The 18,873-nt window shown below is 35.7% G+C and carries 19 protein-coding genes; 14 read left to right on the forward strand and 5 right to left on the reverse strand.

Features of this window, described 5'->3' with window-relative positions; genetic code table 11:
* Positions 1–201 precede the first annotated feature (201 nt).
* From ACM40_RS16355 to ACM40_RS16370, 3 genes are all read left to right on the forward strand, one after another.
* Entirely contained in the window at positions 202–1,944 is a 1,743-nt protein-coding gene (locus ACM40_RS16355) for a sensor histidine kinase (protein ID WP_048503876.1), read from the forward strand.
* Positions 1,945–1,946: 2 nt separating this feature from the next.
* A complete protein-coding gene (locus ACM40_RS16360) occupies positions 1,947–2,600 on the forward strand; it encodes a response regulator transcription factor (RefSeq protein ID WP_185097201.1) in 654 nt (217 codons plus the stop codon).
* Positions 2,601–3,803: 1,203 nt separating this feature from the next.
* Positions 3,804–4,319: a thermonuclease family protein gene (locus ACM40_RS16370; protein ID WP_048503878.1), complete on the forward strand. Its 516-nt coding sequence runs from the start codon at positions 3,804–3,806 to the stop codon at positions 4,317–4,319.
* A gap of 85 nt (positions 4,320–4,404) precedes the next feature.
* Here the strand turns inward: ACM40_RS16370 and ACM40_RS16375 are convergent, their stop codons facing one another.
* From ACM40_RS16375 to ACM40_RS16395, 5 genes are all read right to left on the reverse strand, one after another.
* Positions 4,405–4,821, reverse strand: coding sequence for a hypothetical protein (locus ACM40_RS16375; protein WP_048503879.1), 417 nt, complete (start codon positions 4,819–4,821; stop codon positions 4,405–4,407).
* 224 nt (positions 4,822–5,045) lie between these two features.
* The gene (locus ACM40_RS16380; protein ID WP_048503880.1) at positions 5,046–6,227 is read right to left on the reverse strand and encodes an MFS transporter; all 1,182 of its coding nucleotides are present in this window, start codon (positions 6,225–6,227) and stop codon (positions 5,046–5,048) included.
* Between the two features lie 141 nt (positions 6,228–6,368).
* A complete protein-coding gene (locus tag ACM40_RS16385; protein WP_048503881.1) occupies positions 6,369–6,980 on the reverse strand; it encodes a response regulator transcription factor in 612 nt (203 codons plus the stop codon).
* On the reverse strand, positions 6,973–7,140 hold the full coding sequence (locus ACM40_RS20650; RefSeq protein WP_165579319.1) for a hypothetical protein: 168 nt from the start codon (positions 7,138–7,140) through the stop codon (positions 6,973–6,975). Before ACM40_RS20650 ends, ACM40_RS16385 begins: the two co-directional genes overlap by 8 nt.
* A gap of 548 nt (positions 7,141–7,688) precedes the next feature.
* The gene (locus tag ACM40_RS16395; RefSeq protein ID WP_048503883.1) at positions 7,689–8,336 is read right to left on the reverse strand and encodes a DUF1349 domain-containing protein; all 648 of its coding nucleotides are present in this window, start codon (positions 8,334–8,336) and stop codon (positions 7,689–7,691) included.
* Between the two features lie 81 nt (positions 8,337–8,417).
* Here ACM40_RS16395 and ACM40_RS16400 point away from each other — a divergent pair, with 81 nt between their 5' ends.
* The 11 genes from ACM40_RS16400 (at position 8,418) to ACM40_RS16455 (ending at position 18,865) form a co-directional block, all read left to right on the forward strand.
* Positions 8,418–9,161, forward strand: a complete 744-nt coding sequence (locus ACM40_RS16400) for a helix-turn-helix transcriptional regulator (protein ID WP_048503884.1) — start codon at positions 8,418–8,420, stop codon at positions 9,159–9,161.
* Positions 9,162–9,256: 95 nt separating this feature from the next.
* Complete coding sequence (locus ACM40_RS16405; RefSeq protein ID WP_048503885.1) at positions 9,257–9,628, forward strand: helix-turn-helix domain-containing protein; 372 nt, start codon at positions 9,257–9,259, stop codon at positions 9,626–9,628.
* Positions 9,629–10,005: 377 nt separating this feature from the next.
* Positions 10,006–11,262, forward strand: a complete 1,257-nt coding sequence (locus tag ACM40_RS16410; protein ID WP_048503886.1) for an aminotransferase class I/II-fold pyridoxal phosphate-dependent enzyme — start codon at positions 10,006–10,008, stop codon at positions 11,260–11,262.
* A gap of 6 nt (positions 11,263–11,268) precedes the next feature.
* Complete coding sequence (locus ACM40_RS16415; RefSeq protein ID WP_048503887.1) at positions 11,269–11,910, forward strand: TetR/AcrR family transcriptional regulator; 642 nt, start codon at positions 11,269–11,271, stop codon at positions 11,908–11,910.
* Positions 11,911–12,009: 99 nt separating this feature from the next.
* Positions 12,010–13,095, forward strand: coding sequence for a DNA polymerase III subunit gamma/tau (gene dnaX, locus ACM40_RS16420; protein WP_048503888.1), 1,086 nt, complete (start codon positions 12,010–12,012; stop codon positions 13,093–13,095).
* A 32-nt stretch (positions 13,096–13,127) separates the two neighbouring features.
* Complete coding sequence (locus ACM40_RS20770) at positions 13,128–13,706, forward strand: hypothetical protein (protein WP_228376199.1); 579 nt, start codon at positions 13,128–13,130, stop codon at positions 13,704–13,706.
* Positions 13,707–14,132: 426 nt separating this feature from the next.
* Positions 14,133–15,212: a chorismate mutase gene (locus ACM40_RS16435; protein WP_048503890.1), complete on the forward strand. Its 1,080-nt coding sequence runs from the start codon at positions 14,133–14,135 to the stop codon at positions 15,210–15,212.
* A gap of 159 nt (positions 15,213–15,371) precedes the next feature.
* Positions 15,372–16,295 (forward strand): ribosome small subunit-dependent GTPase A, encoded by a 924-nt coding sequence (rsgA, locus tag ACM40_RS16440; protein WP_048503891.1) that lies wholly within the window; start codon positions 15,372–15,374, stop codon positions 16,293–16,295.
* Positions 16,296–16,892: 597 nt separating this feature from the next.
* Positions 16,893–17,309 carry a nucleoside-diphosphate kinase gene (locus ACM40_RS16445; RefSeq protein ID WP_034722935.1) on the forward strand — a complete coding sequence of 139 codons (417 nt, stop codon included), beginning with the start codon at positions 16,893–16,895 and terminating at the stop codon, positions 17,307–17,309.
* A 245-nt stretch (positions 17,310–17,554) separates the two neighbouring features.
* Positions 17,555–17,767, forward strand: coding sequence for a hypothetical protein (locus ACM40_RS16450; RefSeq protein WP_048503892.1), 213 nt, complete (start codon positions 17,555–17,557; stop codon positions 17,765–17,767).
* Positions 17,768–17,770: 3 nt separating this feature from the next.
* Positions 17,771–18,865 carry a DUF692 family multinuclear iron-containing protein gene (locus ACM40_RS16455; protein WP_083996892.1) on the forward strand — a complete coding sequence of 365 codons (1,095 nt, stop codon included), beginning with the start codon at positions 17,771–17,773 and terminating at the stop codon, positions 18,863–18,865.
* The last annotated feature ends 8 nt before the right edge of the window (positions 18,866–18,873 follow it).

The raw sequence follows: 18,873 nt of genomic DNA on the forward strand, positions 1-18,873 counted from the left end.
TAATTTTTTGTAATTTTAAGTAAATGAATCCCCTGTATTCAACAGATATTTTACTCATATAAATAGACAAAAATTACTTTAACTTTGTAACAAAATAAAATGCTATAAGGCCTAAGACTTTGGCATAGTATTATACCGTTAAAAAACTAATACCCGGAAAACTTAAATAATCAGAAAATTAAATTTAGCTGAGAAGCAGATATGAAATATAAATTTTTAAATTTTAAACTGAGGAAAATTGTTCATTACTCATTGATCGTATGTATACTATTGATACAGGTTATTATAGCTATATTCTTTTATAATGAATTTGTAAATGAAAAGAAACTCAAGTTTATCAAAAGTCAACTGGAGGAAAGCAGAGTATTGGGAGGATTGACTGATAACTCGAGAAAGGATTTCATGGATGCGCAGAATTATCTTCAGAAATACATGATCAGCCAGGATGATAAAGACTTGCAGTTATATTTCCAGTCACTTAGGAAGCTCAATAACAACTTCGAAAAAATAAACGATTATGGCAACATAAATCCCGGATTGAAAAACAGGCTTGCCCAGCAAAAAAAAGATACTGTAAAAATTGTCAAGCTGAAAACCATTATAGATTCTGTATACCAGACCTCCTCGAAACCACCTGTACAGGCAGTTCAGGATCAGCAGTATGAGTTGGAAAGCTATAAGAATAATGATAATTTTGAAGATCTGAATATACAGACGCAGACCTATTCTGATACGATCAAAAAGAAGGGGCTCATGGGTCGTCTGAGAGATGCTATATCAGGTAAGGTAAATGTTCAGAAGGAGAGTACCGTTATTACCATGACCAATAAAAAACCAGCTAATCTTTCGAAAGTAAAATTAAGAATGGATAGCCTGGCAAAATCCATGAATAGGTATTATACGACTGAAGTTAAAAAAATCCAGCTCTCCAGCGCTCAGAATCAGAAATTCATGGCTGAGAACCAGCGGGAAAGTATAAAGTTCTACGGCAATTTTACTAAGCTGTTGGTTTACAGTAACAGGCTGATTAATGTTTACGAAAAAGCCATTAAAGATTTTAAATCTGAACTGGAAAAAGAATACAATGAACAGAGCTCCAATAACAACAGAATCAGAACTTATCTTGTCCTTGGACTGATGATCCTGATGTTTGTGGTGTCCATCCTGATCATGTATTTAACCAGAATTGCATTCATTTATGAAATGAAACTCAATGCGGCAAATAAAGAGATTAAAAAGAGTCTTAACTTCAAGAACAGAATTCTTGGTATGCTGAGCCATGAACTGATGTCACCTCTGAAGATCGTCAATATTTTTATTGATAAAATCAACAGGACCACAGCAGATGAGACCACAAAAGATTACCTTAAATCAATAAAATTTACAAACAACACCCTGCTCATACAGTCTACCCAGATTCTGGAGTACACAAAAAACCAGGAAACAGAAAAGAAGCTTGTCAAGACAGTTTTTAATCTTAAAGATGAAATTAATTCTATTGTCAAAGCCATTACGCCTTATATAGAAACAAGAAATAATAAGTTCCTGGTAACCGACAGGATCCCTGAAAATCTGATGGTCAATTCAGACTATATCAAAATCAACCAGATATTTATGAATATTCTGGGAAATGCCAATAAGTTTACAGAAAACGGACAGATTGATCTTACCATAGCTACTGAAAAAATAGATGAAAATAATATTTCTCTCATTACTACGGTAGGGGATACAGGGGTAGGGATTTCCGAGTCTGATCTTGAAAAAATCTTTGAACCGTATTATCAAGGCATGATTTCTGATAAGATAGATAATTTTGGAGCAGGATTGGGACTGAACCTGTGTAAAGAAATTATAGAGCTTTTCAACGGGGACATCTCTGTTTCGAGCAAGCTCCATAAAGGAACAAAAGTAACATTCAGAATTAATTTAAATTTAAATAAATAATAATGGAAGAACAAATTGAAAATAATGAGATCGTATTTCTTTTAGCGGATGATCATAGCATCGTACGTCAGGGAATAGCGATCCTGATCGATGAAGTTGTTCCTAATTCTAAAATCTATCAAACCTCTTCTTCACAGCAGATTGTGGAAATGATAAAAGCAAACGGAGTAGAAATAGCCGTCATCGATGCTCATTTTCCTGACGGGAACAGCCTGCATATTATACCCCTGATGAAAATAGCCAATCCTGATATTAAAATATTGGTTTTCACAGGTCTTGAGGAAGAACTGCACGTGCTTAAATTCATCAAGGCCGGTGCCAGTGGGTACGTAAGTAAATTGAGTGAAGAGACAGAAATCAGACAGGCAATTTCAGATATTGTACACAAAGGCGAATATTTTTCTCCAGTTTCACGGAACTTAATGTTGCAGCTGGTTCAGAATCCGGATTTAATTAATCCTCTCAGCCGTTTAACTAAAAGAGAGCTGCAGATTGCAGAAATGTATGCAGAAGGATACGGAAATCTGGAGATTGCCAATAACCTGGATATCAAGCAAAACACCGTAAGTACGATCAAGAAAAATATTTTTGATAAACTGAAAATTGAAAACCTTGTCGAGCTGATCGATCTGATCAATACTCATCACAAAATATAGAGTTTCTAAATCTTTATTTTTTTTAATTTGAAGCATTTTTTCGATAAATATCTATAGTGTTATCGATATATATCGACGTGATTTGTTAAGAAGCTTATCATATAATGTTGTTACTTTGTCTCAATAAAATAAATCAAATGAAAGAGACTCAGGATCTGAATTGATTAATTTTATAACACACAAAAATGATGAGATAAATATAAGTGTATGCATGATCTCAAAAGAGCTTCTCGAAAGCAAATTATAAAAAAACACAAATTAATATAGAGAAGTTAACTTGGTCTTTGTAGGTCATATTTATACAGGAAAAAAGGGGAGGCTTTAGCCTCCTTTTTTATTTTAAAATACTGTTTAAAACTGTTCATGTTTTTGATAATTTAGAATAGAATTTATTAAATGAACTGACTTAATTGTCTTGATTAATGGATAAATATCTATATCCTTATCGACATATATCGATGCAATTCATGAGGAACCTTATCATATAATATTGTTACTTTGTTTCAATAAAATTAACCGGCTGAAAGAGTTGTACTCATTGGAAATATTTTTTGGTTTTTATTCCGGATGGTTAATTTTATAACACACAACATGATGAGATTAATATAAGTGTATACATGATCTTAAAAAGTAGCTTCTTGAAATAAAATTATTAAAAAAACACAAATTAATATAGAGAAGTTAACTTGGTCTTTGTAGATCATTTGTACAATAAAAAGGGAGGCTAAAGCCTCCTTCTTTATTGGTAAAAATTTACCTGGCCATTCCCGATAACAGTCGTTCTTTTAAAGTTTTCCTGTGATAAATATCTTAGTCGTTATCGACATATATCGATTCGGGTTATGAGAAACTTTATCTTATAATGTTGTTACTTTGTCACAGTGAAATTAATCAAATAAAAAAGGTGTATTCATTGAAAATATTTCCCGATTGACTATAAATGATGAATTTTACAATACACAAATGATGAAAAAATATAAGTGTATAGATGATCTTAAAAGAACTTCTTGGAAAAAAAATTATTTTAAAAACACAAATCAATATAAAGAAGTCAATCTGATCTTTGGATCATTTTATGCAGAAAGAGGAGGCAGCAGCCTCCTTTTTTATTTCAGGACTCATGACCTTATTTTTTTGAAGAGAAATTGAATAAAAAAAACAGGCTGGCCGCGGGTTTTCGAAATAAATACATAATTTCGCACGATGAGAATAATTCTTCCCGCATTATTATGTTTTCCCTTTTTATTTTTCTCACAGACAACGGCTAAGGTAGTTGGAGTTTCAGACGGAGATACGATTACTGTTCTATTGGATGGAAATGTACAGAAAAAGCTCCGGCTGGCAGAAGTAGATTGCCCCGAAAACAGGCAGCCGTTCGGTAAAAATGCCAAAAAGTTTACATCCGATCAGGTTTTTGCCAGGCAGATCACTTTTACAGAAACCGATAAAGACCGTTATGGGCGTTCGGTAGCGAAAGTATATTATGATAATGGTAAATATCTGTCAGCAGAGATTATAAAGGCCGGATACGGATGGTGGTATTATTCCTATTCTAAAAATGCAGACCTTGGAAAAATGCAGGAAACAGCAAAAATTAAAGGAGTGGGACTGTGGCAGGATAAAAAAGCAGTTTCTCCCTGGGACTTCCGAAAACAGCAGCGTGAAAATGCCAGGATTAAAAAGCTTCAAAGCCAATTGGATCAGCAGATACAAAAGTAGGATACGAAAAAAGTACAGGCTATATAAAAATTAAAACCGCTGTTTTTGCAGCGGTTTCTTTATAAATAATAAACAAGAATAATAACTAGGACTCGGTCTTCAATAGTCCATAATTAGAAGTTGAAGGCTCTTTTCCGAAAAGACACGAAAAGATATTCTGAAACTCATGAATATACTTGCATCTGATGGAATTGCCGTATATTTTCAGCCCCTCCAGGATCTTTTTTGAACTCAGGTCAATATCGTATTTAATAAATGTTTCAGGTCTTTCGTACCGGATTCTTTGTTCTGAGCTGTACGTCCGTAGAAAGCCAAGTTTTTCAAGCCATTCTTCCGTTATCTGAATTGGTTTGATAGAATCTGCCGGCACCGAAATACTTTGGATGTCGTTTTCTATTTTTACAAAGTAATCTTGACTTGCACCCTGAAATATTTCAGTGATGGTGTAAATTTGGTTTTTGTATTCAACTAAGTTTTTAATTTTAAGATCTGCTGCATTCATAATATTGTGAGTTTAGAAAGGTGTGATAGTTCTTAATTAATTGCAAATACTATGCCCAGCATGTCGGTAATATTTATAAAGTTTTGGATATTTTATTGATTTTTGGCATCAATAATTAATTTTATGTTAAAATTATCCATCTATTTTGTTAAATTAATGAATTTGAAAGAATTTAGCGTGGTATCTATGTGGTATCTGTTTTTTATTAAAGACATTTAACAATTCTAATTTTTGTTCTTTGCAGCAAGTAAAAAAGAAATTCCCACAGAAAAAAGGAGCAAAAGAATAAAAATATTCCATGAGCCTGCATGGAGGATATATCCTGTTCCTGTTCCGAGAATACTGGATCCGAAGTAATAAAAAAGCCAGTAAATAGAGGTTGCGGAAGACTTTCCCTGCTTCGCATCAAGCGCAGTCATCTGGCTGGCCATAGTGTGTGCCGCAAAAAAAGAAAGGGTGAACAATCCAAGACCGAAAATGATCATATAAATACTTCCCGACATCAGCAGTGCAGTGCCTGCTAGCATAAACAAAACTGAAGCTTTCAATATAAGTTGGTTGCTGTACCTTTTGGAAAGCCTGCTCGTGATCATTGTCCCGAATACCCCGAAAATGTACATTAAAAATATAAAGGCAATTACAAAGTGGCTTAAAGAAAAAGGAGCAGCTTCCAGCCTGAAAGATAAATAATTGTATACACTGACAAATGAGCCCATCAGCAGCGCGGCAATACAATACAAACGCAGCATATAAGAATCCGTTAGAAATCTTTTCATTTGCTTTATTTTCAGGGAGTAATCCGTTTTCTGAGGATTAAAAAACCTGGATTCCGGAAAAAAATTCCAGAAAATAAGGCCCAGTATCAGGCTTTCTATACCTATAATAAGAACAGCATTCCGCCAGCCCAGTTCGCCTGCCAGGATGGTAGCCATTATTCTTCCACTCATTCCCCCGATGGTATTACCGCTAAGATACATGCTGATGGCAGGCCCAACCACAGAAGCATTCACTTCTTCAGTAAGATAGGCGAGAGCTATTGCAGAAACGCCGGATATTACAAAACCTTTTAAAATACCCGTTGCGATAAGTAGGCTGAGACTCGGCATCCATGCTGAGATGATAGTAAGGACTGCAGAAGAAACCAGTGAAAAAGTCATCAGTCCCTTCCTGGAATAACTGTCTGCCTTAAAAGCAAAAAACAGCAGTCCGAGAGCCATTCCGATAGTGGAAGAAGATACCAGCAGAGAGCTGTCGCCGGCAGTTGTTCTGAAATATTCAGAGACGGTGGGAAGTATGGGCTGAAAAAGATAAAGCTGGGCAAAGACAGAAAGCCCTGAAAAGAAAATACAAAGCTTTATATACCGGAAACGTTGGCTTCCTTTATTCGCCTTTTCAGTTAAATCCATGCTATATATTTACTATACCGTACTTTTTATCAAAAACTTGAGTCCGGCAAATTACCTTATATTTTTTAATTGTGAAAATACCTTAGTCAATACTTATTAAACAGGTTATTATCGTTCGGTTATTTTACGGGATAGTCTTTCTTAATGCATCGTTTCGTACACCTTGATCAGTTCTGCAATATTGGAAACATTCAGTTTTTTAAAGATCCTTTTTTTATAAGTGCTCACGGTAGACATCTGGATGTCCAGCTTATTTCCGATTTCCAGATTTCCTGATCCTTTAGCCAGCAGTTGAAAAATTTCATATTCCCGGGTAGATAGCTTTTCTGAGGGATTGCTTTTTTTGTTCTGAACGATAAGTCCGATCAGTTCACTTGGGTAATAATATCCTTTCTGAATGACAGATCTTACTGCTTCTCTGATCTCCTCTTTGCTGCTCTGCTTATTAAGATAGCCTTCCGCACCTTCCCGGATATACTGTATGGCTACATCTTTACCATGTCCTGAAAAGACAAGGATTTTCAGGTTTTTCTGAATACCTTTAAGCTCAGAAACCATTTTCTTGTACTGTGTTCCCGGCATGTCAATATCAAGAAGGAGAAGATCATAATCATGATTGGATATATGTTCCTTTACCTGGTCATAATTCTCTGCAAAATCTATGTTGGTTTTTGGATAAACAGACTCTAGTACCAAAGCAGTTCCTGCTCTTACTACATAGTGATCATCAGCAATTAAGATTCTTTCATTCATATAAATAGGTTTTAATAAGAGTTGTTTCAGCGATAGTTTTTTCGGGACGGTTTTGCCTGAATTTGATGTGAAACGATGAATAGCCGGCTCCAGGGGTTTTCCTTTTAAAATCAGGATTTTCAAACTCTGGATGGTTAGGCAGGCTGATATAGTCACTCATCTTTTCAATAGACATTTCTTTTCCCGTATCGGCGGTTATTGTAGTTAGTTTTTTGTTAAAGTCTGGCAGGAGATCATGACATAGCTTAACAGCGGTTCTTGCACTTTTTTGTAGAAATCCGTTGCTAATATTATAAAACGCAAAAAGATGACGCTGTTTGTAAATGTTCGGAAACAAAATTACAAAAAACAATGTCCGGGCTTTCATAAATATATCAATGATCTATGCTTTCCGTTTGATTAGTGCGGAAAATGATTAATATTAATTATTAGATAAGCCGAAGTTTTTTAAGCGGGGAATAACTGAATACATTTTTCATTCAACATTTTCGTGTTTTGTGTCTTGTAATAAAACAAATTTTGGTTTGAGCTGTAAAATTAGTGATTTTGTATGCATTAATCATTATAAAGAGGTAGATTTTGATATGAAATTTATCCTGTAAAACAGAAGCCATGTTAAGAATTATATATTTTTTCCTCCATAAAACAAAACCTCCCGGAAAGGGAGGTGAATAAAAATTGACTGTATATTGAATGTAAATTCAACCGCTATTTATTGTTTTCGAGCCATTTTAGCCTGCGCTGGTCAGGAAGATGTTTTACCTTGAAGCTGTCGAAAATAGCTGTAAAGCCATTCCCATCTGGGCAGGCAGCCATTAAGCCTACCATTACAGGTGTATTGTCCTGCAGATAAGCATTACGCATCATAATATAATTCTGATCATCAAAAGAATAAAATATTTCCACCGCATCAAGCCTTCTAACCGCCTTAATCCATACTGCAGAAGGGGTTTTGTCCAGTGCGATAACGCTCCAGTCACTTGTTCCATGAGTAACCACAGTACTCAGGTTATATTTTCCGTCTACGAATTCTATGCCTGCCTTGATATAATTCTCTTTATCCGTTCTCAGCATAAGCCCCATCTGGTCGAATCTGGCTTTATAATTCCCGCTGATCTTCACTTTTGCCTCAAACTCACCTCCATAGGTTGTATAATAAAAAGGGGCGTCATCTACCGTAAATCCATAGTGAGAGATTCTCCAGTAATCACTTTGGGGAGTAACGGTCATAGACAGTCTGTTGTTTTTGATTTCCCATTGCTCCGGTTCATTAAACCAGTTCATTTTTTCCAAAGTTTGTGCAAAGGTTTTCTGAACCATAAAAACTGTACATAAACTTAAAATCAGTCTCTTCATCCTTTTTAATGGTGGTAAATTATTATTTTAGCAAAAGTATAGTTTAACCCACACTGCATCAATACTGATAAATAACCATTTATGGAAATCATAGAAAAACTGAACAGCAGACTTTTGGATCAATCATCCCGGAAATGTAAGCTTGAGACTGAAGTGTACAGGCAGAGAGCATGGATGTATGCACAGATGGAAGGTGCAGTCTCTGTTCTAAGCGATATGCAGGCCGATAAAAGCTATGTGTACAAATCCAAAGCGGCTATTGAATTGGGTTTAAGTATGAAAGAAAATCCATCAGAAATCGATTCCATCTGGGAAGAAGAGATTATTAAAAAGATCCATCCGGATGACAGGGTCAAAAAATACATCCATGAACTGAGATTTTATGAAATGATGGATGCTATGGATCCGGAGCTAAGAGCAGATTATTCCGTTCTTTCAACAATACGGATGAAAGATGAAAATGACGAATACAGACTCGTAAAGCACCGTATGTTCTACATTTATTCACCCGATAACGGAAAGCTGAGATTTGCACTGTGTCTTTATCAGATGGCTCTGGAGGGGGCATTGTCTTCGGATTCAGCTTTTATGATAATCAATATGGCTAAAGGGGAAATTGTTGTAAAAGATAAGCTGAATTACCAGAATATCCTTTCAAAAAGAGAGCTGGAAATTTTGAAATATGTAGGAGAAGGATATGCCAGTAAGGAAATAGCAGGTTTTTTATCAATAAGCATCAATACAGTAAGCAGGCACCGTCAGAATATTCTTGAAAAACTGAAAGTTAAAAATTCTGTTCAGGCTTTTAAAGACAGTTTTTATTAGCAGTCTCTTTCCATGTGCCGAAAAGTTCACCATGTTTTTTTTATCCTTATCTTTAATTTTATAGATTAAAATCTTTCTATAAATATTGATGAAAAATGAAAAGAAGTGAAGAAATCACCAGGCAGTATTTTAATTTTCTTGAAAAACATATTCATGAGGTGATAACCGGAACTGTTCCCGAATTTTTGGAGCTTAATGAAATTGCAGGCAAACTTGCTGTTTCCCACAAGCACCTTACGGATACTATAAAAAAAGAGACAGGACAGCACCCTTGTTATTTTTATGACGGAAAAATTATTGATAAGGCCAAAGCGATGATCGCAGATTCAGATGCTTCCATTGCGGAAATTGCAAGAATGTTTACCTATGACCCTTCCAACTTTTCAAAATTCTTTAAAAAAATGACAGGAATGACGCCGGGACAATTCAGGAAAAACAACAGGCCTACTCATAGAGAATCTTGCTGAAAGTTAAAAAGTACAAACATACAGCCCCTTCAATGCACCAATCCTTTCGAATATTTTTCTATCTTAATCCGGTAATTGAGAATAATAATTTATAAATGAGGCAATTGTGAAACATTTGTCTTTTTTTTGTGATTTATTTACTAATAGTGGATTATTGTTGTTGCTTTTTTGTTAAATTTAGGTTCAGATAAAAAACTGATAAATAGATCAAAAAATAACAGATATAGGATCAGTAAAGCTATTTGATTATCAGATTATAAGTGGTATGTCTATAAAATCACATATAATATTTAATATAACAGATAGATTTTACAGATTCTAATAATCATATATTTGTTACTTAAACAACTAACATTAAACAACTAACAATATTAAGGATGACCATTGATTTTACAACAGCAACATTTAAAGATTTTGAGAATATCCCTGATTATGATATTGCTCAGAGAGCAGATTACTTTTATGAATTTCTAAATCATATGAAATCCAGAGGACATATGAATTACAGACTGAAAAATACTTCAGGAAGCAACGCAACACTCAATATAGATATAGCCAACCAAAATAACGAATACATAAGCTTTGTTTCCAGCGATTATTTAGGATTTACACAACACCCTAAAGTAAAACAGGCAGCTATTGAAGGAATTGAGAAATATGGGACAGGTACAGGAGCATCACCCCTGATCGGTGGATATTTTGATTATCATAATGCCATAGAAAAAAAGATTGCTGATTTTTTTGGCAGAAATGAAGATGAAGTTGTATTGTTTACCACCGGCTATGCAGCTAACAGTGCCACTTTACAGATATTAATGCAGAAAGAAGATATCGCCATTCTGGACATGGGAGTGCATGCCAGTGTACACGAAGGATGTGCTTTTACCAATAAAAAAACATTTCCGCACAATAATTTGGAAGCTTTGGAACACATTTTGAAAGTATGTGAAGATACGTACCGTACAAAGCTTGTTATTGTAGATGGAGTATACTCTCAGGAAGGGGATACTTCACGTGCCAAAGAAATATATGCTCTTGTAAAAAAATATAATGCCTATCTTATGGTAGATGATGCCCATGGTGTTGGAGTTATGGGAAAAACCGGAAGAGGAGCCCTTGAGGACGACAATTTATTAGATAAGGTAGATTTTATTACAGGAACATCCAGCAAGACTTTCGGCAACCTGGGAGGATATACCATTGCTAACAAAAAAATAGCATCATTCCTTAAATTCCAGTCCAGGCAGCATATTTTCTCAGTAACACCACCACCTTCTTCCTTCGGAATCCTAAAAGCAATTGATCTTATTGATGAAGAGCCATTCTGGAAAGATAAGCTATGGGATAATATCAATTATTTCAAAAAAGGACTTAATGATTTAGGTTTGGATACAGGAATTACCTGCTCAGCCATCATTCCGGTGAAAATAGGAGACCAGAATAAAATGTGGGATATCGGAAGAATATTGCTTGAGGCAGGAGTGTATACAAACCCTATTATGTATCCCGCCGTAGCCAGAAAAGATGCCCGTATAAGAATGACAGTAACAGCCCGACACGAGAAAGAACATCTTGATAAAACACTTAATGTGTTTGATGATATAAATAAAAAATTGCATATTGCAAAAAAATAATAAATTATGCCCAGAAAAGTAGTTCAAGGCCCTATCAGGGACAAAGAAAAAACAAAACAGAAGCTGCTTGCAGCAGTTGGTAAAATTTTGAGAGTTAAAGGATACTCCGGTCTGAAAGTAAGTAAGATTGCAGCAGTAGCCGGTTTCGATAAAAAGCTTATTTATGAGTACTTTGGAAGTACCGACAAACTTATTGATGAATATATAAGGTCTCAGGACTATTGGAGTAAATTCAGCCCCGATATCGAAGAAGAAATACAGGTAGGTAAAGGTAAGGAAGCCTTAACCCAGGGAATTCTTATGCAGTTTGAAAGCCTGAAGAAAAATAAGGAATTACAGAAAATTATTCTTTGGGAACTTTCAGAAAGTAAGCCAATACTTAAAAATATATTGAAGCAAAGAGAAGATGTAGCGGCTAACCTGTTTGAAAACGTAACCGATCCTTACTTTGGAGAAAACGCCACAAATGTTAGAGCGATGTTAGCCCTGATAGCAGCAGGTGTTTACTACCTGAACCTGTTCCCTGCATACAATGGAACTGAATTCTGTGGTATTGATATGAGAACCGAAGAAGGAAGAGCTGAAGTGCAAAAAGTGATCGTTGAGATTATAGATCACTACTACAAAACAAAGAAAGCAAAAGACTAATCATTAAAAGTTTTCCAATTTAACCTGAAATATATTTTTTTGTTGATATTTGAAAACTTTTAATTTTCAGATTAAAACTATATTTCTTATTTTTGACCAATGGAAAATTTTATCGTATCTGCAAGAAAATACCGTCCTCAGCAGTTTGACACTGTAGTAGGACAATCCCATATTACAGATACCTTAGAACATGCTATTGGAGAAAATCAATTGGCTCAGGCCTTACTTTTCTGCGGTCCTAGGGGTGTGGGCAAAACCACTTGCGCCAGAATCCTGGCCCGGAAGATCAACGAAAAGGATGGTTCTGTTTCAGAAGACGGCTTCGCCTATAACATCTATGAACTGGATGCGGCGTCCAACAACTCCGTAGATGACATCAGGGAACTGATAGATCAGGTTCGCTTTGCGCCTCAGGTAGGTAAGTATAAGGTTTATATTATCGATGAGGTGCACATGCTGTCTTCTGCAGCCTTCAATGCATTCCTTAAAACCCTTGAGGAACCGCCGGCACACGCTATTTTTATTTTGGCAACCACCGAGAAGCACAAAATAATCCCTACCATCTTATCCAGATGTCAGATCTATGATTTCAAGAGAATTACTATCGAAGATATTCAGGGACATTTGCGCAATATTGCACAGAAAGAAAATATCCAGTATGAGGATGATGCCCTGTATCTTATTGCCCAGAAAGCGGATGGTGCCTTAAGAGATGCGCTTTCTATTTTTGACAGGCTTTCCACATTCTCCCAGAAGAACATCACATTGGCCAAAGCTGCTGAAGTACTCAATATCCTTGATTACGACCAGTACCTTAACATAGTGGATCTCGTCAAAGAAAACAAAATCCCTGAAGTGCTTTTTGCTTTTAATGAAATTGTGAAAAAAGGCTTCGATCCCCATATCTTTATTGCCGGTCTGGGAAATCATTTCAGAGATCTGATGATGGCACAGAACGCCAGGACAATCGAGCTTATTGAAGTAGGGGAAAGGACCAAAGTGAAATTTGTAGAGCAAAGCCAGAAATGGAGCCCTCAGCAACTGATTGATGGGATAGAAATCTGCAATCATGCGGACATCAATTATAAGAATTCCAAGAATCCAAGACTTACAGTAGAAATTGCACTGATGCAGCTGTCTTCCCTGACAGTTAATCCAGGTGATACTAAAAAAAAAAGTTCTTAATACTGGCTCCGTTTCTCAGTGAGAAGCAGGAAATGAAAATTCCTGAAAAAGCACCTGAGAAAAAAGTAATAACAGAAATAAAACCAGCACTCCAGCCCGAGACTGTTCCCGAAACATCTGTTAAAACTACAAAACCCTTGTCCAGACAGGGAATTTCTTCAGCTTTCAGCATCAATTCTTTCCTGAATAAAGAAGAGATAGAAGTAAAAGAAGAAATCGCAGCTGTAAAAACGGAAAACCTTCCCCAGAACCATTTTACAGAAACAGACCTGCAGATGGAATGGAATCTGATGCTCAAACAGCTTCAGACCAGAAACAGCTTCATCTTTAATGCAGTAAAAACATTTAAGCTGATAAAGACAGGAGAAAATACCATTAAAGTTTTGTACCCTTCCGATTCGGCTAAGGTTGAATTTGACAAGATTGCAGGAGAATTTTTCAATCACTTCAAAACAAAAGTCCACAATCATGCTATTGTGATCGATTACCAGCGTGATTTCGATAACCTTAAAATTGAAGTGCTTACCAAAAGAAAAGTATTCGAAAAATTTATTGAGAAAAATCCTCTTTTAAAAGATCTGGATGATTTGATGAAATTCGATTTGACATAGTTTATTGTATTTATCACAATTTTTTTTGTCAGAATAAGTTTTTTTATATCTTTGTCAAAGATTTTTGCAAAAATTAAGTTTTTGACAAAACAAATAAGATTAGAACTAAACAACAGAAGTTTCAGAATCCAGTGGAAAAATCATTAATCCCATCTCTGTCTCATTTTGTACCCGCTGATTTCTTTAGCGGTTATTTTAGTTTTTCTGCTTTCTATTATAGAAATTTCAGAACGTATTATCGATTTTATTGGTACTGCTAACTAAATTTCTTTCCAAAAAATACAGGAGACGTAAAGTCCTTACATTTTCCTGATTCCTTTAAACCATTTTGAACGGCATTTTTTGAAAAGAATTATAAAATAAATTTTATAATAAAAGGACTATTGCTGTTAACTTAGAAAATAAAAAAACAATAAATTTAAAAATATGAATTTAAAAGATGTAAAAAACGAGTGGATCAACGAGCTTTCACAGCCATTAATGATCGCCGGACCATGCAGCGCTGAAAGTGAAGCACAAATGCTTGAAACCGCCAGAAGAATAAAAGAAACCAATGCTCAGGTGCCCATTTTCCGTGCAGGAATCTGGAAACCCCGTACCAAACCTAACGGTTTTGAAGGAGTGGGAGTGATTGGCCTGAATTGGCTGAAAAAAGTAAAAGAAGAATATGGTTTCAAAACCGCTACGGAAGTAGCAAACGCTCATCACGTATTTGCCGCCCTGGAAGCTGATGTAGATGTTCTTTGGATCGGTGCAAGATCTACCGTAAACCCTTTTACTGTTCAGGAAATTGCAATGGCTTTAAGAGGAACCAATAAACCGGTATTCGTTAAAAACCCTGTTAATCCGGATCTTGCCCTTTGGATTGGTGCTTTGGAAAGACTTTTGGGACAGGATATTAAAAACCTGGGAGTCATTCACCGAGGATTCTCAACGTACCAGAAAACAAAATACAGAAATAATCCCAACTGGCAGATCGCCCTTGATTTCAAAAGTCAGTTCCCGAATATTCCCATGCTGATAGATCCTTCCCACATCTGCGGAAACAGGACAGGTCTTGCAGATGTTACCCAGGAAGCCTTAAATGTAGGATACCAGGGAGCCATTATTGAAACACACTGCAACCCTGATGAGGCATGGAGTGATGCTTCCCAGCAGATTACCCCGGAAGTATTGGCAGAACTTATTGGAAATCTGAAAGTAAGAAATTCCGGTCTAGCAGGTTTTGATAACGAAATGGGAAGACACAGAACCCTGATCTCTGATCTTGATTTCCAGCTGATTGAGCTGCTTTCCCAAAGAATGAAGATCTCCGAAAAGATCGGTAAGCTTAAAAAAGAAAATGATATAGCAATTTTCCAGCCCGAAAGATGGAAAGTAATCACAGAATACGCAACACAGAAAGCAAAAGAAACCGGAATGTCTCAGGAATTTATTGAGAAAGTTTTCAAAGCCATTCACGAAGAATCTATTGAAGTACAGAACAGTATTATGATCGAGAAGTAAAGAATTAGGAATCAGAAGTTAGGGATAGGGAATGATCCTTCCAGAATTTCTGTGAAAACTAATAATAGGGCTTAGGGCGCTGGATTATAAGAGAAATTATATTTTCAACTATATCCTGAACCCTAAGCCCTAATTGCTTATATTTGCATCACATTATCTATGAAAGGGAAAATCATTAAATCTACAGGCAGCTGGTACCAGGTCATGGAATTCGAAACGGACAAAATTTTCGAAGCCAGGATCAGGGGTAAATTCAAACTGATTAAGACAAGACTTACCAATCCGCTTGCTGTAGGAGATTTTGTAGAATTTCAGTTAGAATCGGATGGAATAGCGTGGATCACTAAAATAGAACCCCGCACGAACTACCTGATCAGAAAATCGGTCAACCTTTCAAAAGAAGCTCATATTATTGCCTCCAATATAGATCTGGCATGTTTTATCTTTACCCTGAAGCATCCCGAAACTTCACTTGGTTTTCTGGACCGCTTTCTGGCATGCTGCGAGGCATATAATATTACCCCTCTCATCCTGTTCAATAAAATTGATGTTCTGAACAGTGAAGAAATAGAGCTGGTAAAAGATATAGAGTTCCTTTATCAGGAAATAGGATATGATACTTTGGAAATTTCCTCTTATTCCAAACTGAATTTTGATCAGCTCCAGGAACTTCTTAAAAATAAAACTTCCGTATTCTTCGGACATTCGGGTTGCGGAAAATCTACTTTGGTGAATGCACTGCAACCGGGATTAAATTTAAAAACTTCTGAAATTTCAGATTCTCACCTGAAAGGAAAGCACACAACGACTTTCGCTCAAATGCATTTCTGGGATTTTGGTGGCAATGTTATTGATACACCTGGCGTACGCGAATTTGCCATGATCGACATTGAAAAAGAAGAAGTACAGCATTATTTCCCTGAAATTTTCAAAAAAAGAGAAGAGTGTAAATTCCACAATTGTCTTCATATTAATGAACCTAAATGTGCTGTTCTGGATTCTCTTGAAACAGGGGAGATCCAGCATTCCCGTTATGCAACCTATGTCAAGCTGATGGAGGAAGCTGAAGAAATGCAGAAATAAAATATTCCTCAATCATCTACAGCAGATACTTATTCCTCTGAAATAAATTCCGGCCTTAAAAAAAACAATCGAAGGTTAGTGGCATCTTTGCAATCTTAAATCTGAAACTTTTTAGAAGACAGATTAAGCATTCTGCGATTCTAGGGATTTATTTTTCTGAATGATATTCTATTTTTAATAAATAGGGTAATTTCTAATTTCACCATAAGTCCACTTTTTGTCTTATAATTTTTACCACATATGTCCGGATTTTGGAATTCAGATACATGAAATAAAAAAATATCAAAAAATTAACATTATCTCATTGATTGAAAAAGAAGCAATAATGTATTAATATGGTTTTAATGGCTTTTTAAAATTATTAAATCTGTAACGAAATGTCATTATTTTTGCCAATAAAAAACCCAGCCGAAGCTGGGTAAAAACTAATAACCATGAAAACTCAAATTAAACATGAGAATCGTAATAGAATTAACAATTACTGTGCCAAAGTTTTGGGGCATTTCTTAATAAAAGTTATTTTTATGTTAAAAAAAAATTAAAATAAAAATCAAAGATATTTTTTGTAATTTTGCGGCATTAAAAAAATATACATTTATGTCTAACATTACATTCACTATGATTAAGCCTGATGCAGTAGCAGACGGACATATCGGGGCTATATTAGGGAAGATCGCAGAAGGAGGTTTTAAGATCAAAGCATTAAAATTAACTCAGCTTACTGTTGCTGATGCTAAAAAATTCTACGAAGTACATGCTGAAAGACCATTTTATGGGGAGTTGGTAGAATTCATGAGTTCTGGTCCTATCGTAGCTGCTGTTTTAGAAAAAGACAATGCGGTAGAAGATTTCAGAACATTGATTGGTTCTACAAATCCTGCAGAAGCTGCAGAAGGTACCATCAGAAAAATGTTTGCAAGAAGCATTGGTGAAAATGCCGTTCACGGTTCAGATTCTGACGAGAATGCTCTTATCGAAGCTCAGTTCCACTTTTCAGGAAGAGAAATTTTCTAAGAAAAACCATTCAAAAAAAATATAAGCCAGAGAAACTTTCTCTGGTTTTTTTATGCCAAATAGTCAGAACTGATTGTCAGGTTCATCTTAATTTCAGTACTTATAGTTTGTTTTGCAAAAGCTTGAATATCTTTAACATGAAATAAAAAGAAAGATTAAATTTAAAAACATTCCCGGATAAATTGTTGTATTTTTAGCATTATCATATTGGAATACTTATTGTAAGTTTCATTAAAAAATGTATTATGAAAGTTCCAGCATTAGTAATGGCCAGCTTATTGGCTGTAAGTGTATCGGGGCAGACTACAAAGCCTGTCAAAAAAGTGAAAAAAGCGGTTAGTAAAATTAAAAAGGCAGAATCTCCAAAGCCTGTAAAGACCGCAGAAACAAAATTTGTACCCCGAAAAGACACTGTTCTTGGAACTGGCGGTGCATGTCCGGCCTGTGGAATGGGGTAAGATATGAAAAAACCATTGTTAGGACTGGCTATGATGCCGGAAGCAGATTTTGTTTCCGCCATACTTTCTATTCTGCAAAATAATTCTGTGGATGTACTGGAATGGTCTTTCGATACCTTTTATGACGTGGAAGAACCGGAATGGCTTTCCGGACTTCTTGATTTTTATGCAGAAAACGACCGTCTTCTGGGTCATGGCGTTTATTATTCCCTATTTGATGCCAGATGGACCAGCCGTCAGAAAGACTGGCTTCAAAAACTGAAAGAAGAATTCAGACACAGAAAATACAATCATATTACCGAGCATTTCGGTTTTATGAATACCGAAAATTTCCATCAGGGTATTCCGTTGCCCGTTCCATTACATTCCAAAACTCTTCAGATAGGGAAGGACAGACTCAAAAGACTTCAGGATACGGTAGAAGTTCCGGTGGGAGTAGAAAATCTTGCTTTTTCATTTTCTATGGATGATGTAAAAGAGCAGGGTGAATTTCTAGAAAAGCTAATAGAAGATATTGACGGATTTCTCATTCTTGATCTTCATAATATCTATTGTCAGTCCTGTAATTTTAAAATTGATATGCAGGAACTCATCCGGATGTATCCTTTGGAAAAAGTTAAGGAAATTCATCTTTCAGGAGGAAGCTGGCAGGAAAGTTCTTATGGAAACAAACCTGTAAGAAGAGATACCCATGATGATGATATTCCTGATGAAATAATAGATGTTCTTCCAAAAGTTCTCTCCCAATGCCTTAACCTTGAATATGTTATTATTGAAAGACTTGGACATACTCTGGATACTGAGGGAAAAAAACAGCTTTTTTTTAATGATTTTAACAAAGTAAAAGAGATTATTGAAGTTTCAGATTTTCCCACTGGAACAACAAAACCGTGGAATAAAAGAAAACGAGAATCTTCAGAGCCGGTGGAAGATCTGTTGCTGTATGAAGAGCAGACAAAACTCACAAAAATACTATTTGAGGGGAATGCTGCCCAATCTGTAAAAAATGAAGCGTTTCATTATTTCAAGCCTGAAAACTGGGATAAGGAAATGATTGCCACTGCACAGCAAATTATCAAGAAATGGAATCCTTACTAGGATTTTCT

This window comes from Chryseobacterium sp. BLS98, from assembly GCF_001045445.1.
GTDB lineage: Bacteria > Bacteroidota > Bacteroidia > Flavobacteriales > Weeksellaceae > Chryseobacterium.